Here is a 14,092-nt window from a genome sequence, read left to right as displayed (position 1 = left end):
TATCGCCTACCCGCGTACACTTCCTCATCCGTTTTCCCCGCGAGAGATGCCCATGCCTTCCTTCGATGTCGTATCCGAAGTCGACAAGCACGAACTCACCAACGCCGTCGACCAGGCCAACCGCGAACTGGCCAACCGCTTCGACTTCAAGGGCACGGACGCCAAGTTCGAGCTGGACAAGTTCGTGATTACCCAGAGCGCGCCGAGCGAATTCCAGCTCGAGCAGATGCTGGACATCCTGCGCGGCCGCCTCGTGTCGCGGAAGATCGATGTCCGCGCCCTGGACCTGGCCGATCCCGAGACCAACCTGGGCGGCTCGCGCCAGAAGATCACCGTCAAGCAGGGCATCGAGCAGCCCATCGCCAAGAAACTCGTCGCCGCGCTGAAAGAGGCCAAGCTCAAGGTCGAGGCGCAGATCAACGGCGACAAGCTGCGCGTCACCGGCAAGAAGCGCGACGACCTGCAGCTGGCGATGCAGGTGTTGCGCAAGGCGGAAGTGGAACTGCCGCTGCAGTTCGATAACTTCCGCGACTGAGTCCCCTAGTGAATCCTTCTCCCCACCGGGGAGTCCGCGGGGAGAGCACAAGGATGTGCTCTGCTCCGAGGAGCAAGGAAGGTGGCGGTCCCACGGGGATTCCCTTCGGTCACATCCGGATGAGGGGCGGTGCTCGCAGGGAAGGCTCTGCGAAGCGACGCATGCTTTAAAAGAAAGGTTCCCGCTTCTACGCTTCGCAGGTCCCCCTCACCCCAGCCCTCTCTCCGCCGGGGAGAGGGAGCAAGCGCATCAAGCTTTACCGGCCACCACGTTCACGCTCAACGCGATGATGAACACGTTGAAGAAGAACGCGATCACGCTGTGCAGCAGCGCCACGCGGCGCAGGTAGCGGCTGGTGATCTGCACGTCCGAGACCTGGAAGGTCATGCCGATCACGATGGCGAAGTACGCGAAGTCCCAGTAATCCGGTTCCGGCGTCTGGGGAAACTCCAGTCCTTCGTGCTTCTTGCCGAAGTCGCCGTAATAGCCATGCGCGTAATGCATGGCGAACATGGTGTTCATGAACAGCCACGACAGCACGATGCTGCCCGCGGCCAGCGCAATGGCGCCCATACCTCCATCCTGGCCGCCGTGCAGCTCCGCGCCCAGCGCCACCATCACCACGGCGGTCAGCACGATCGCGCTCCACAGGAAGCCCCAGCGCCCGGTGTCCTGCGCGCGCGCCTGGCAGCGCATCAGTTCCGGGCTTGCGCGCGAGAACAGCACGGCCAGCAGGACCAGATACACCAGCGCGGCGAAATCGAACGCCAGCAGCAACACCATGGAGGCCCGCAGCCCGCAGAACTGCAATACCCCAAGCGCCGCGAGGAAGATCCCCGCCGAGACCATCAACCGCGGTCGCGAACGCAGATAGTGGAAGCGCCGGTGCGTCTTCGGCCGGGTCTTTCCCGGCACCGTACTGTTCATCGCGGCCCTCCTCGGCCATGGGCGACCGGCAGGATGATAGCGATGCCGTCAACCCGCGCGCAGGTCTTCGTACTCCGGATGGCGGCGCATCCATGCGTTGGCGTAAGAACACGCGGGCCGCACCTTCCAATGCCGCTCGCGCGCGTAGTCCAGCGCCGTCTTGACCAGTACCGAAGCGATGCCCCGGCCTTCCACCGGTGGCGGCACTTCGGTGTGGGTGATGGTCATGACGTCGCCCGACAGGGTGTAATCGAGCACGCACAGCTCCAGCTCCACCGCGGTGGAAAAGCGCTGCTCATTGGGCTGGTGCTTGATCTCGTAGCTCATGCATGGCTCTCCGTGGGATTCCAGGCGCGGCAGCATAAGACAGCGGGCCGGCCTCTCGCCGTGAATGGCGCGTGCGTGAACAAGTCGTTCGCATTCCCTGCATCCGGCGCAGCGCATGCTGCGCTTCTCACCGTCACCGGGAGCGCAGCATGAAACGTTCCGCGTCCGCCGCCTGGAGCGGCAATCTCAAGGATGGCAAGGGCAACCTCTCCACCGGCAGCGGCGCCTTGCGCGACACGCCCTATGGCTTCCGCGCCCGTTTCGAGGACGGACCGGGCACCAACCCGGAGGAGCTGATCGGCGCCGCGCATGCCGGCTGCTACACCATGGCCCTCGCTGCCGCGCTGGGCGAGGCGGGCTTCACCGCGGACCATATCCAGACGCGTGCGGTCGTCACTCTGGACAAGGACGGCAATGGTTTCGCCATCACCTCGGTCGAGCTCACCTGCCGCGCCAACGTGCCGACGATCGACACCGCCGCGTTCGATCGCATCGCGCAGGACACCAAGCTCAACTGCCCGGTATCCAAAGTGCTCAAGGCGCAGATCGGACTCGACGCCGCCCTGGAAGGCTGAGGATCGACCATGTCCGACCCAGGCGCTCGAGCATCCCGTCAGCAACCGACCGCCTGACGCAGACGCGCCGCTACGCCGCCGCCGGCTCGGCGACGGCGCACCGCCTCGTCCAGCCGTTCCAGCACGCCGACTGACGCGTCCCAATCGATGCAGCCGTCGGTGATGCTCTGGCCGTAACGCAGTGCTTCGCCGGGTACCAGATCCTGGCGGCCACCGACCAGGTGGCTTTCCACCATCACGCCGATGACGCGCCGCTCGCCGTCTTCGACCTGGCTGGCGATATCGTCGATCACGCGCGGCTGGTTTTCCGGCCGCTTGGCGCTGTTGGCGTGACTGGCATCGACCATCAGGCGCGGCGCCAGACCCGTGCGCGCGATGGCTTCGCAGGCCGCTTCCACGCTGGCCGCGTCGTAATTGGGCAGCTTGCCGCCGCGCAGGATCACGTGGCAGTCCTCATTGCCCTCGGTGCTGGCGATGGCGGTCTGGCCATCCTTGGTCACCGCCATGAAATGGTGCGGCTGCGAGGCGGCCTGTACCGCGTCCACCGCGATCTTCACGTTACCGTCGGTGCCGTTCTTGAAACCCACCGGGCAGGACAGCCCCGAAGCGAGCTCGCGGTGCACCTGGCTCTCGGTGGTGCGCGCGCCGATCGCGCCCCAGGCCACCAGGTCGGCGATGTACTGCGGCGTGATCATGTCCAGGAATTCGCAACCGGCCGGCACGCCCAGCTCGTTGATGTCGCGCAACAGCGTGCGCGCCAGGCGCAGCCCCTTGTCGATGCGGAAGCTGCCGTCCAGGTCCGGGTCGTTGATCAGGCCCTTCCAGCCCACCGTGGTGCGCGGCTTCTCGAAATACACGCGCATCACGATCTCCAGCGTGTCGGCGAAACGGCGTCGCTGCGCCACCAGCCGCCGTGCGTACTCCAGCGCGGCCGCGGTGTCGTGAATCGAGCATGGCCCGATCACCACCACCAGCCGGTCATCCTGGCCGGAAAGAATGTCGTGCACCGCCGCGCGGGCGTGGGCCACGGTATCGAGGGCGCGCTCGCCGGCGAAGCAGTCGCGCATCACCGCGGCAGGCGTGCTCAAGGGCGTGATGGCGCGGATGCGCAGGTCGTCGGTGTGGGGCAGTGTCATGGCTCGGTTCCTGGTGGGGGGTTCCAGCGGCGGCCATTAAAAAAGCCGCCAGTGGAGCTGGCGGCTTTCTTGGATGAGGTTTCGATCTTGCTTCTTACGATCGCGCCCCTTCCTCCGCCGCCGGCATCGGATAGCCGTAAAACCAAAAGTAATAGCGGGCGGAGGGGAAGGTCATGGGACGTATGGATAACACAGCATCCGGCGAATGCAAACCCCCGGTTGGAAAATGCCGATTCGGTTGCGTTCGCAACCAATGCATTTGGCCTTCCAAACGCACACGCATGGCCGCCCGCTAGAATTCGGGGCCTATGCCCTCTCCGATCCAGTTCCTCACGCTTCCCGCTCAGGCCTCGATCCGCCGCTGGGTGCTCGGCGCCTTCCCCCGCCATGGCAGCGGCGGCCTGGACTACGACCATCCGGCTGGCGATCCAGGCCTGTTCGGACCCGATAGCGCCACCTGGCGCGTGCACTCGGATTTTCCGGGCATGCTCGCCGGCGGCCTGGCCGCGCTGATGCTGCAGACCCTGCATCCGCGGGCCCTGGCCGGCGTGTGGGATCACTCCAATTTCCGCGAGGACCTGGTCGGCCGCCTGCGCCGGACCACCGCCTTCGTCGGCGGCACCACCTACGCGCCGCGCGGGCAGGCCGAGCAGTTGATCGACCATGTGAGGCAGATCCACGCCCAGGTCGTCGGCACGGCGGAAGACGGGCGGCCCTATGCGGCGGACGACCCTGACCTGCTCACCTGGGTCCATGTCACCGAGGCGCACAGCTTCCTCGAAGGCTATCGCCGCTTCAGCCATATCCCCATGCCGCCCGGCGCGACCGACCGCTACTACGACGAAGTGCGCCGCATCGCCGAGGCGCTGGGCGCGCGCGACGTGCCGGCCTCGGAAGCGCAGGTGACGGCATACTTCGAACGCACGCGGTCCGAACTGCTTTACGGCGAACGCGCACGCACGGTGCTCGGCATCCTGTCGCAGGTACGCCTGCCGGTGCCGGCGGCGGGTCTCTCGCGCGACCTGTTCCTGCTCGCCGGCGCTTCCCTGCTCCCGCCCTGGGCGGCCGCGCTGCTGGAGCGCACGCCGCTGCAGCGCGCCCAGGCCCGAATGGCGGCGCGCACGCTGTGGGCGATGTCCCCGCTGTTCCGCGCCGCGCTCAAGGAAGGCATCGCCAGCCGCGCCTGCCGGCGCGTCGGCGTGCCGCCGGAGGCGCTGTATCGCTGGCGCTGATCAGTCGCCGGCCATCAACGCATCGTAGCGGCGCTGCATTTCCTCGGGACTGACCTCTTCGATGGTGTGGCCGATCAGCCACTCGTGTCCGAACGGGTCGCGGATCGTGCCGCCACGCTCGCCATAAAACGCATCGGCCGGCGGTCGTACCAGTTCGGCGCCGGCTTCCACCGCACGGGCAATCAAGCGATCGGCGTCATCCACGTGCAGGTGCAAGGTGATGCTGATGCCGCCGACCGACTTCGGGCCGACGATGCCGTACTCCGGATACTCGTCCGACACCATTACGACCGCGCTCTCGCCGAACACCAGCTCGGCATGGCCGATCTTGCCGGTGCCGGCTTCGTCCAGCCGCAGGCGCAGGCGCGCGCCGAACACGCGCTGGTAGAAATCCAGCGCGGCCTCCGCGTCGTGCACGCGCAGGTACGGGAAAACTTCGTGGATCACGGGCAAGGACGAAGCATCCATGGCGGTCTTCCTGGGGGATGGAACGGCCATGATGCACCCTCCGCCGGGCGCCGTCCGCCCCCTCGCGAATTGACACCGAACCGTGATCCGTTAACGTCGCCGCCACCTGTCTGAAGGGAAGCCGCTGGTGGCGACGCTCATTCCAACCCGAAACAGCTGCCTGTCGCGGATGACCAGCGGGGAGAAGCGCTTCTCCGAACGGCTGGAGCAGAAGCTCGAGGAAGACTACCTGCTTTGGTACGACGTGCCGATCGGCCCGCGCCAGCGCCGCCCGGACTTCATCGTGTTCCACCCGCGCCGCGGCCTGCTTACGCTGGAAGTGAAGGACTGGAAGCCCGACACCATCCAGCAGGCCGATCCCACTCTGTTCACCCTGCTCACCGGCCGCTCCAGTGTGAAGGAGCACAACCCGCTGATGCAGGCGCGCGACTGCGCCAGCGAGGTCTACAAGCTGCTCCAGCACGACCCGGCGCTGCGCCATCCGCCCGGCCACCACTACGAGGGCAAGCTGATCATGCCGTGGGGCTACGGCGTGGTGCTGGCCAACATCAGCCGCAAGCAGTTCGACGCCGGCGGCCTGGACGCGGTGATTCCCTCGCATCTGGTGATCTGCCAGGACGAGATGTACGAATCGGTCGACGCGGAGATCTTCCAGGAGCGGTTGTGGGCGATGTACCCGCAGGTGTTTCCCACCGCGCTCACGCTGCCGCAGATCGATCGTGTGCGCTGGCATCTGTTCCCGGAAATCCGCGTCGAACCCGGCTCGGGCCAGTTCGGCCTGTTCGACCAGTCCACCGGCGGCGCCGTCGCCAGGGTCGAAATCCCCGACCTGGTCAAGGTGATGGACGCGCAGCAGGAGCAGCTGGCGCGCTCGCTGGGCGACGAGCACCGCATCATCCATGGCGTGGCCGGTTCGGGCAAAACCATGATCCTGGGCTTCCGCGCCATGCACCTGGCGCGCGCGCTCAACAAGCCGATCCTGGTGCTCTGCTACAACAAGACGCTGGCGGCGCGGCTGGACCAGCTGATGGGCGAACGTGGCCTCAGCGACAAGGTGCAGGTCTACAACTTCCACAAGTGGTGCCGCGCGATGCTCACCGCGTACCACGTGCCACTGCCGCCCGACGGCCGCGGTTTCTTCGACGCGCTGCCGCCGGCGGTGATCGAAGGCGTCGACAAGGGACAGATTCCGCGCTTCCAGTACGGCGCCGTGCTGATCGACGAAGGCCACGACTTCGAGCCGGAGTGGTATCGGCTGATCGTGCAAATGATCGATCCGAACACCAACTCGCTGCTGGTGCTGTACGACGACGCGCAGAACATCTACGGCAAGCCCGACCGCAAGCGCCTGAGCTGGAAGAGCCTCGGCGTGCAGGCGCAGGGTCGCACCACCATCCTCAAGCTCAATTACCGCAACACCCTGGAGATCCTCTCGGTGGCGCGCGGCTTCGCCAACGAACTGCTGCTGGGCCGCGACGACGAGGACGGCGACGGCGTGCCGCTGGTGACGCCCGAAAGCGCCGGCCGCCGGGGCGCCCTGCCCGAGCTGATCCGCGTGGAGCGCACCGAGGACCAGTTGCCGGCGATCATCGACCGCCTGCGCGAGGAACGCACGCTCGGCCGACCGCTCGCCCACATGGCCGTGATCTTCCGCAATGCATGGGAAGGCGAGCGCCTGCACGAAGCCCTGCAGCGCGCCGAGATTCCCAGCCGCCTCGCCGAAGGCGACGGCAAGCGCGCGCTGTTCAAGCCCGGCGAGGACACCGTCAAGCTGGTCACCATGCATTCCAGCAAGGGCCTGGAATTCCCGCTGGTGATCGTCCCCGGCCTCGGCTCGCTGCCGATGCCGGGCAAGGACGAGGCGGAAGAGGCGCGGCTGCTGTACGTGGCGATGACGCGCGCGACCGAGCGGCTGGTGATGATCCACCACGCCGATTCGATCTTCAGCGCGCGCATCCGCAACTCGATCAACGAAGTACAGGCCCAGCTCCAACAGTGACCGTGCCGGCGCCGCATGCTGCGGCGCTCCTTCACGCCGCCGGCGTGCGGGGCCGATACTCGGCCATCGCCGCCGACGGCCCCCGTCATGTCCGAACTGCTTTCGCCCGACGTCCTCGCACCGCAGGCGCTCGATCATGCGCTGGCGTTGTCCGCCCGTTTCTATACCCACCCCGCCGCGCCATCGCTCGACGCACGCGCGGTATTCGCGCACAGCTGGCAACTGGTCTGCCATCGCGCGCAACTGGCGGCGCCGGGCGACCACGTGGTGACTGACATCGCCGGCCTGCCGCTGCTGATCGTACGCAGCGACGAACACACCATCCGCGCCTTCCATAACGTCTGCCGCCATCGCGCAGGTCCGCTGGCCAGCTGCGACGGCAAGGGCGCCAAGGCGCTGCGCTGCCGCTACCACGGCTGGACCTATGGCCTCGACGGCGTGCTGCGCGGCGCCCCGGAGATGGGGCGCACGCCCGATTTCGACCCGAGCCAGATCCGCCTGCCCGAAGTGCGCGTACGGCTCTGGCAAGGGCTGGTCTTCGTCGCCGTCGGCGAAGCGCCGCCGTTCGAGCGCTTCGTGGACGGTATCGACGCACGCCTGGGCGCGGGCCGCGCGCTGGATGGTTTCGAGTTCCACCATCGCGTCGGCTACGACGTCGCCTGCAACTGGAAGGTGTACGTGGACAACTACCTGGAGGGTTACCACGTCCCGCACATCCATCCGGGCCTCAACAGCCTGCTCGACTATCGCAGCTACATCACCGAGACGGCCGAGTGGTACTCCTACCAGTTCAGCCCGCTGGAAAGCGCGAGCGACCTCTACGGCAGCGGCGAGGCGCTGTATTACTTCCTCTACCCGAACGCCATGCTCAACATCCTGCCCGGCCGCCTGCAGACCAACCGCGTGCTGCCGCTGGGCGTGGACCGCTGCCGCGTGGAATTCGACTTCTACTACGCGCCCGACGTTGGCGAGGCCGCGCAGGCACGCCGCGCCGCCGACATCGCTTTCAGCGACGAAGTACAGGTGGAGGACGTGACCATCTGCGAAGACGTGCAGCGCGGGCTAGCCTCCGGCTCCTATGAGGCGGGCCGGCTCAACCCTCTGCGTGAGAACGCCGTGCATCACTTCCACGAACTGCTGCGTCGCGCCTACCGCGAAAGCGCCCACGCATGACGGCCCCGGCACGGCTGCTCGGCCCATGGATGCTCACCGCGCTGGTGGTGGGCAACATGATCGGTTCGGGCGTATTCGTGCTGCCCGCGTCGCTTGCGCCTTATGGCGCGGCCAGCCTGCTCGGTTGGGCGTTCACCCTGGCCGGTGCGCTGCTGCTGGCGCTGGTGCACGCATGGCTGGCGCAGATCGTCGCCAACCACGGCGGCGCCTATGCCTATGCACGGCTCGCCTTCGGCGACGGCGCCGGCTTCGTCGCGGCGTGGAGCTACTGGATCTGCGTGTGGACCGCCAATGCGGCGATCGCGGTGGCTTTCGCCGGCAGCCTCGGCGCGGTCTGGCCCGCCGCGAATGCCGAACCTTGGCGCGGCACGGCCGCGGCGCTGGGCGTGCTGTGGCTGTGCACCGCGATCAATGCGGCCGGCGTGCGCGAGGCAGGCCGCATGCAGCTGGTCACTACCGCGCTGAAGGTGATCCCCCTGCTTGTGTTCGGCATCGTCGGCCTCGCCCTGGTCCACGGCGCGTCGTACCACCCCTTCAACCCGAGCGGGCAATCGCTGCCGTCGGTGACCACCGCCACGGCGGCGCTCACGCTATGGGCCTTCCTCGGCCTGGAAGCGGCGACCGTTCCCACCGGCGTGGTGCGCGACCCGCGACGCACGGTGCCGCGCGCTACCGTGGCCGGCATGCTGATCGCAGGCATCGCCACCATGCTCGCCTGCACCGCGGTGATCGGCCTGCTGCCGCGCGCGGCGGCGCAGGCTTCCGCCGCGCCGATGGCCGCGGCCGCGGCGCAGGTCTGGGGTCCCGCCGCCGGCTGGGCGATGGGACTGGTGGCAACGGTGTCCTGCCTGGGCGCGCTCAACGGCTGGGTGCTGCTGCAGGGACAGACGCCGTACGCAGCCGCGCAGGACGGCCTGTTTCCCGCCCCATTCGCGCGTACCGACGCGCGCGGTACGCCGTGGTTCGGCCTGCTGCTCAGCAGCGTGCTGGCCAGCGTGCTGATCGCCGCCAACGGCAGCAAATCGCTGGTGGCGCTGTTCACCCTGTCGATCCTGCTGTCGACCGCGGCCACGCTGCTGCCCTACGTGCTCAGCGTGCTGGCCTGGTGGCGCATCGAGCAGTCGGCCAGCCTGGCCAAGCGTGTGGTGGCAGTGCTCGCGCTGGCCTATAGCCTGTGGGCGCTGATCGGTACGGGCGCCGAAGCGCTGCTGTGGGGCGGTGTGCTGTTGCTGCTCGGGTTGCCGGTCTTCCTTTGGCAACGGCTTCGCGCGACGGCGAAACCCATATCCCCGGAATCCTGACGCCGTTCGCTTGCAGCGGACCGGACCAGGCGCCACAGTGCGCCGGCCAGCCCGCTGGCCATCCATCCGACTGCCCGGGAGTGAACGCAATGAGACGTCTCCTGCAGTACGCACTTGCTCTGTTCGCCTGCGTGGCCTTGCCCGCCTTCGCCGCCGACGGCTACGTCACCGGCAACGTGAACCTGCGCGCCGGCCCCGATACGCAATACCCCGTCGTCACCGTCGTACCGCTGGGCACCGCGGTGTCCATCCAGGGCTGCACCGAAGGCTGGGAATGGTGCGACGTGGTCACCATGGGGACGCGCGGGTGGGTATCCGGCGACTACGTCCAGTACACCTATCAGGACCAGCGCGTGATCGTGCGCGATAACGGCGCGCGCGTCGGCATCCCGATCATCTCCTTCGTGATCGGCGCCTACTGGGGCAGCTACTACAGCGACCGTCCGTTCTATCGCCAGCGCGACTACTGGTACCACCGCCCCATTCATCGCCCGATCCACCGGCCGCCGCCGCGGCCGATCGTCCGCCCGCCACCGCCGCGGCCTCCAGGTCATGGCGGCCATCGACCCCATCCAGGGCCAGGACCCGGGCCGGGTACGCGACCGCCGGGCAACGGCAACCGGCCCGGTCCCGGAACGCGTCCCCCGGGTCCCGGCAATGGCGGCACGCGGCCGCCCGGCCCCGGCAACGGAACCCGCCCGCCTGGGCCGGGCAACGGCTCCGCGCCGCGCCCGCGGCCGCAGCCTCGCCCCGCGCCGACGCAGGGCGGCAACTGATCGCTTCTCCTCGTATCGGCCACGTTCGGGCGACCGCCACGGCCCGCCCGTGGCGTTCGCCCTTTGGCCTATCACTTTCGTCCGAGCCGCGCCCTGTCATCTTGTGACAAAGCGCATACATCTTCTGCGCCTCATTCATGTTCGTGCAGACGCCTTCACTGGTAACCGACTGTTTCTACACCCATTTTGGCGCTATTGCCCATGGCATAGCTTTTGCCACCGCTCCAGCGAAACACAGGCTTCAAGCCCGCCGATAGCGAAGATCCAAGGGGTGCGGGCCCATTCCACCATCAGCGAAAGACGTTCCACTCCGGCACTCACCGGCAGGGGCAGGGATCCTCGTGCCGGCCGGCGCCCAACACGGAAGCCGCCATGAGCACGCACGCCCAAGACTGGTCCAAATACCCTGCGCCGCTGCCGCCGGTCGCGCCTGCGCCCGCGACGCCGGTCGACAGCGAGCAGCACCGCCGCTACTACCTGTCGGTACGCGTGAAGTTCGTGCTCACCGTGGTGCTCGCGCTGACCTGGTCGGTGCTCTCCTACACGCTGGCGCGCCGCTGGCTGCACGATCTGGCCGCGGTGGAAGGCAACGTGCTGGCGATGGTCATGATCTTCGGCATCGCCATCCTGCCCGGCTTCATGAATGCGTTCCTGGTCGCCGGCCTGCTGTTCGATCGCCGCCCGGTGCGCCGTTACGTGTCCGACGCCGAGCTGCCGGGCGTCACCGTACTGGTCGCCGCCTACAACGAAGAAGATTCGATCCTCTCCACCCTCGCCAGCATCGACCGCCAGTACTACGGCGGCACGCTGGAAGTGATCGTCATCAACGACGGCTCCACCGACGGCACCATGGACAAGCTGCGCAGCGTGTCCTACCCCTGGCTGCACGTGATCGACCTGAAGTGCAATGGCGGCAAGGCCAACGCGCTCAACGTCGGCCTGCGCCACGCCACTCAGCCGCTGACCATCACGCTGGACGCCGATTCGTATCTCTACCGCCATGCGCTGCGCCGCCTGGTCGAGCGCTACCTCAGCGATCCGCCGAACACCGCCGCGGTGGCCGGCGCGGTACTGGTGCGCAATTCGCGCCAGAACCTGATCACGCGCATGCAGGAGTGGGATTACTTCCATGGCATCGCCGCGGTGAAGCGCCTGCAGAGCCTGTTCCAGGGCACGCTGGTGGCGCAGGGCGCGTTCTCGCTGTACCGCACCGACATCCTGCGCCAGGTCGGCGGCTGGCCCGAGTGCGTGGGCGAGGACATCGTGCTGACCTGGGCGATCCTGCGCCTGGGCCATCGCGTCGGCTACTGCGAGGACGCGGTCACCTTCACCAACGCGCCGACCACCTTCCGCCAGTTCATCCGCCAGCGCCAGCGCTGGTCGCGCGGACTGATCGAGGCGTTCAAGACACACGGCGCGCTGCTGTTCCAGCGCCGCATGAGCACGCTCTTCATCTGGTGGAACCTCCTGTTCCCCTACATGGACCTGGTCTACACGCTGGTCTTCATTCCCGGGCTGATCCTGGCCTGTTTCGGCATCTACTGGCTGGCCGGGCCGATGACGCTGCTGGTGCTGCCGATGGCCGGACTGGTCAACTACATCATGTTCTTCATCCAGTCGCGCATGTTCCGCGCGCAGGGACTGAAGGTGCGTCACAACCCGCTGGGGCTGCTGGTCTATACGCTGTTCTACGGCATCGTACTGCAGCCGGGCTGCGTGCTCGGCTATGCCGCCGAGCTGCTGAAGATGCGCAAGCGCTGGGGGACCAAATGAACACGCGCTGGGCAGTCATGGCATTGCTGCTCGCTCCCGTCAGCGTCCTGCATGCGCAGGCCGCTCCGGTGGCGGACGACATCCGCGCCGGCCGCGCGGCGCTCGCCGCGAACCAGCCGGCGCAGGCGCGCGACCACTTCGCCGCGGCGCTGGCCGCCGCCGGTGACGCCCCGGCTGACGAACGCTACGCCGCCGCGATGGGCCTGGGTCAGGCCGCGCTGTGGCTGGGCGACTATGCCGCCGCCGATCGCGCCTTCCGCATCGCACGCACGAGCGCCGCCGATGACGCGGCACGACAGGCCGCGTCCACCGGCCTGGCCCAGGCGCTGAATGCGCGCGATTTTCCCCGCGAAGCACATGCCCTGGTCGCGCCGTACGCGATGAGCCAGACCCGCCCCACGGTGGAGCTGTTGCGCGCCGAGCAGGCCTTGGGCTGGCTGGATCGCGGCGAACGCTACGCGGATGCCGCGCCTGCGCCGGACGGCAGCGGCTACCTGGCCACGCAGTACCGCCTGCTCAAGGACGACGTCGCGTTCAATCGCGCACCGCAGCTCGAAGGCGGTCTCGGCTTCAGCCACGACAGCGACGGGCTCGATACCTGGCGCCTGGGCGCGGCCTATCGCTTCGCCCCGACGGGCAACGACGACTGGTCGCAACGCTGGGGCGTCGCCGCCGGTACGACGCACATCGACCATGACGGTCATTCGCGCCGCCTCGACGATCTCTCGCTGACCGGCCAGCTGCGCCTGGGCGAAGACAACGCGATCAACCTGCATATCGGTCCCGGCCGCGCCGGCCGCTGGCACTACCTGCAAGGCAATGCCGACTGGACGATCCAGCCGGGCGATCGCTTCAGCTTCACCGCCGGCGCCGAGCGCGCTCCGGTGCCGACCGATACGGCGATCGATCACCACCTGATCTACAACCTGTTCAGCGCGGGCGTCAGCCTGCGGCCGGCCGCGCGCCTGTATGTGCTGCCGACCTACTACCGGCAGAACTTCAGCGACGGCAATCACCGCGACGGCGGCGCGCTGCGCGTACTGCTGAGCCCGTATGACATCCCCGGCACCAGCGCGGCGGTCGGTGCGGAGTTCTCGGGCCGCATCTTCCACAGCGACCAGCCCAGCCACGGTGTGTACTTCAATCCGCGCAACTACCGCTCGGGACAGTTCGGCCTGATCGGCGTATACAGCGTCAACCCGGAGTGGAAGCTGCGCGCGCTGGTATCCGGCGGGCGCCAGGTGATCGATGGCGCCGGCGCGGGCGTCTACACCGTGGGCATCTCGCTGCAGGGCCGTCTGCCCGGCAATGGCCGCCTCGATCTGCAACTGGCGCGCAGCTCCGCGGCATCGGCCAGCAATGGCGGCTCCGGCTACTGGAACAACAGCATCAACCTGGTGGTGCGCTACCCGCTTTGATCCACGGCCACCACGCGGCGCCGCCGTCGCGCGCATAGCGGTCGGCGGCGCGTTCGAACGGATTGCGCGCACTGACGCCACCGCCCAGCGCATACAGCGGCAGGAACAGCGGCCCCAGCAGCATGTACTGGTACACATGGGCGCGTTCGTGAGCAGCCAGCGATACCAGCGGTTCCGCGCCATGGCCGGCGCGATGCGCGTAGGTGTGGCACAGCGTATCCAGCTCGTCGCCGGTGCAGAGGATCACATTGCCGAAGGTGATCGCGCCGCCCGCGCCACGCCACGGCATGCGCACGAAGGTCAGTGCCAGATCCGCGCCGCGCCACTGCATGCGCGCACCGAACGGCAGGCAGCACAGGCCCGGCAGCAGGCCGATCACGGTATTGGGCGAGGTCCATAGCGCTCCGGCCAGGCGCAGCAGCCGCAGCGTCATGGACGGCTTGTGTCTTGTT

At 67.9% G+C, this 14,092-nt stretch carries 14 protein-coding genes; 9 read left to right on the top strand and 5 right to left on the bottom strand.

The genetic code is table 11. From position 1 onward, the window contains the following. Positions 1 to 52 precede the first annotated feature (52 nt). Positions 53 to 535 (top strand): YajQ family cyclic di-GMP-binding protein, encoded by a 483-nt coding sequence (locus ACNR9O_RS05280; protein WP_473682310.1) that lies wholly within the window; start codon positions 53 to 55, stop codon positions 533 to 535. Positions 536 to 784: 249 nt separating this feature from the next. Here ACNR9O_RS05280 and ACNR9O_RS05275 read toward each other — a convergent pair whose 3' ends face one another. Continuing rightward, the gene (locus ACNR9O_RS05275; protein ID WP_473682311.1) at positions 785 to 1,462 is read right to left on the bottom strand and encodes a DUF1345 domain-containing protein; all 678 of its coding nucleotides are present in this window, start codon (positions 1,460 to 1,462) and stop codon (positions 785 to 787) included. A 48-nt stretch (positions 1,463 to 1,510) separates the two neighbouring features. Next, the gene (locus ACNR9O_RS05270) at positions 1,511 to 1,789 is read right to left on the bottom strand and encodes a GNAT family N-acetyltransferase (protein WP_473682312.1); all 279 of its coding nucleotides are present in this window, start codon (positions 1,787 to 1,789) and stop codon (positions 1,511 to 1,513) included. 149 nt (positions 1,790 to 1,938) lie between these two features. Here ACNR9O_RS05270 and ACNR9O_RS05265 point away from each other — a divergent pair, with 149 nt between their 5' ends. Next, entirely contained in the window at positions 1,939 to 2,364 is a 426-nt protein-coding gene (locus tag ACNR9O_RS05265; protein ID WP_473682313.1) for an OsmC family protein, read from the top strand. Positions 2,365 to 2,402: 38 nt separating this feature from the next. On the opposite strand, the gene ACNR9O_RS05260 is transcribed toward ACNR9O_RS05265, so the two are convergent. After that, on the bottom strand, positions 2,403 to 3,500 hold the full coding sequence (locus tag ACNR9O_RS05260; protein WP_473682314.1) for a 3-deoxy-7-phosphoheptulonate synthase: 1,098 nt from the start codon (positions 3,498 to 3,500) through the stop codon (positions 2,403 to 2,405). 308 nt (positions 3,501 to 3,808) lie between these two features. On the opposite strand from ACNR9O_RS05260, the gene ACNR9O_RS05255 reads away from it, so the two are divergent. After that, positions 3,809 to 4,732, top strand: a complete 924-nt coding sequence (locus ACNR9O_RS05255; RefSeq protein WP_473682315.1) for an oxygenase MpaB family protein — start codon at positions 3,809 to 3,811, stop codon at positions 4,730 to 4,732. Here the strand turns inward: ACNR9O_RS05255 and ACNR9O_RS05250 are convergent, their stop codons facing one another. Next, positions 4,733 to 5,200, bottom strand: coding sequence for a VOC family protein (locus ACNR9O_RS05250; protein ID WP_473682316.1), 468 nt, complete (start codon positions 5,198 to 5,200; stop codon positions 4,733 to 4,735). Positions 5,201 to 5,327: 127 nt separating this feature from the next. Between ACNR9O_RS05250 and ACNR9O_RS05245 the strand changes: the two genes are divergently transcribed. The 6 genes from ACNR9O_RS05245 (at position 5,328) to ACNR9O_RS05220 (ending at position 13,640) form a co-directional block, all read left to right on the top strand. Continuing rightward, entirely contained in the window at positions 5,328 to 7,199 is a 1,872-nt protein-coding gene (locus tag ACNR9O_RS05245; protein WP_473682317.1) for a 3'-5' exonuclease, read from the top strand. A gap of 87 nt (positions 7,200 to 7,286) precedes the next feature. After that, positions 7,287 to 8,372, top strand: a complete 1,086-nt coding sequence (locus tag ACNR9O_RS05240) for an aromatic ring-hydroxylating oxygenase subunit alpha (RefSeq protein ID WP_473682318.1) — start codon at positions 7,287 to 7,289, stop codon at positions 8,370 to 8,372. Beyond that, positions 8,369 to 9,673: an amino acid permease gene (locus ACNR9O_RS05235; protein WP_473682319.1), complete on the top strand. Its 1,305-nt coding sequence runs from the start codon at positions 8,369 to 8,371 to the stop codon at positions 9,671 to 9,673. Before ACNR9O_RS05240 ends, ACNR9O_RS05235 begins: the two co-directional genes overlap by 4 nt. An 89-nt stretch (positions 9,674 to 9,762) precedes the next feature. After that, complete coding sequence (locus ACNR9O_RS05230) at positions 9,763 to 10,449, top strand: SH3 domain-containing protein (RefSeq protein WP_473682320.1); 687 nt, start codon at positions 9,763 to 9,765, stop codon at positions 10,447 to 10,449. A gap of 372 nt (positions 10,450 to 10,821) precedes the next feature. Then, the gene (locus ACNR9O_RS05225) at positions 10,822 to 12,222 is read left to right on the top strand and encodes a glycosyltransferase family 2 protein (protein ID WP_473682321.1); all 1,401 of its coding nucleotides are present in this window, start codon (positions 10,822 to 10,824) and stop codon (positions 12,220 to 12,222) included. Then, positions 12,219 to 13,640, top strand: a complete 1,422-nt coding sequence (locus ACNR9O_RS05220; protein WP_473682322.1) for a hypothetical protein — start codon at positions 12,219 to 12,221, stop codon at positions 13,638 to 13,640. Before ACNR9O_RS05225 ends, ACNR9O_RS05220 begins: the two co-directional genes overlap by 4 nt. Here ACNR9O_RS05220 and ACNR9O_RS05215 read toward each other — a convergent pair. Continuing rightward, positions 13,612 to 14,073, bottom strand: a complete 462-nt coding sequence (locus ACNR9O_RS05215; protein WP_473682323.1) for a hypothetical protein — start codon at positions 14,071 to 14,073, stop codon at positions 13,612 to 13,614. The genes ACNR9O_RS05220 and ACNR9O_RS05215 overlap by 29 nt on opposite strands. Positions 14,074 to 14,092: the final 19 nt, after the last annotated feature.

It is taken from the genome of Dyella sp. CR10 (genome assembly GCF_055814425.1).
This window is presented reverse-complemented; position numbering and strand designations above follow the sequence as displayed.

Coding starts and splice junctions, on each gene's coding strand:
- ACNR9O_RS05235 (WP_473682319.1), top strand. CDS start 8,369: ATGACGGCCCCGGCACGGCTGCTCGGCCCATGGATGCTCACCGCGCTG.
- ACNR9O_RS05255 (WP_473682315.1), top strand. CDS start 3,809: ATGCCCTCTCCGATCCAGTTCCTCACGCTTCCCGCTCAGGCCTCGATC.
- ACNR9O_RS05250 (WP_473682316.1), bottom strand. CDS start 5,200: ATGGATGCTTCGTCCTTGCCCGTGATCCACGAAGTTTTCCCGTACCTG.
- ACNR9O_RS05265 (WP_473682313.1), top strand. CDS start 1,939: ATGAAACGTTCCGCGTCCGCCGCCTGGAGCGGCAATCTCAAGGATGGC.
- ACNR9O_RS05220 (WP_473682322.1), top strand. CDS start 12,219: ATGAACACGCGCTGGGCAGTCATGGCATTGCTGCTCGCTCCCGTCAGC.
- ACNR9O_RS05225 (WP_473682321.1), top strand. CDS start 10,822: ATGAGCACGCACGCCCAAGACTGGTCCAAATACCCTGCGCCGCTGCCG.
- ACNR9O_RS05240 (WP_473682318.1), top strand. CDS start 7,287: ATGTCCGAACTGCTTTCGCCCGACGTCCTCGCACCGCAGGCGCTCGAT.
- ACNR9O_RS05280 (WP_473682310.1), top strand. CDS start 53: ATGCCTTCCTTCGATGTCGTATCCGAAGTCGACAAGCACGAACTCACC.
- ACNR9O_RS05215 (WP_473682323.1), bottom strand. CDS start 14,073: ATGACGCTGCGGCTGCTGCGCCTGGCCGGAGCGCTATGGACCTCGCCC.
- ACNR9O_RS05275 (WP_473682311.1), bottom strand. CDS start 1,462: ATGAACAGTACGGTGCCGGGAAAGACCCGGCCGAAGACGCACCGGCGC.
- ACNR9O_RS05270 (WP_473682312.1), bottom strand. CDS start 1,789: ATGAGCTACGAGATCAAGCACCAGCCCAATGAGCAGCGCTTTTCCACC.
- ACNR9O_RS05260 (WP_473682314.1), bottom strand. CDS start 3,500: ATGACACTGCCCCACACCGACGACCTGCGCATCCGCGCCATCACGCCC.
- ACNR9O_RS05230 (WP_473682320.1), top strand. CDS start 9,763: ATGAGACGTCTCCTGCAGTACGCACTTGCTCTGTTCGCCTGCGTGGCC.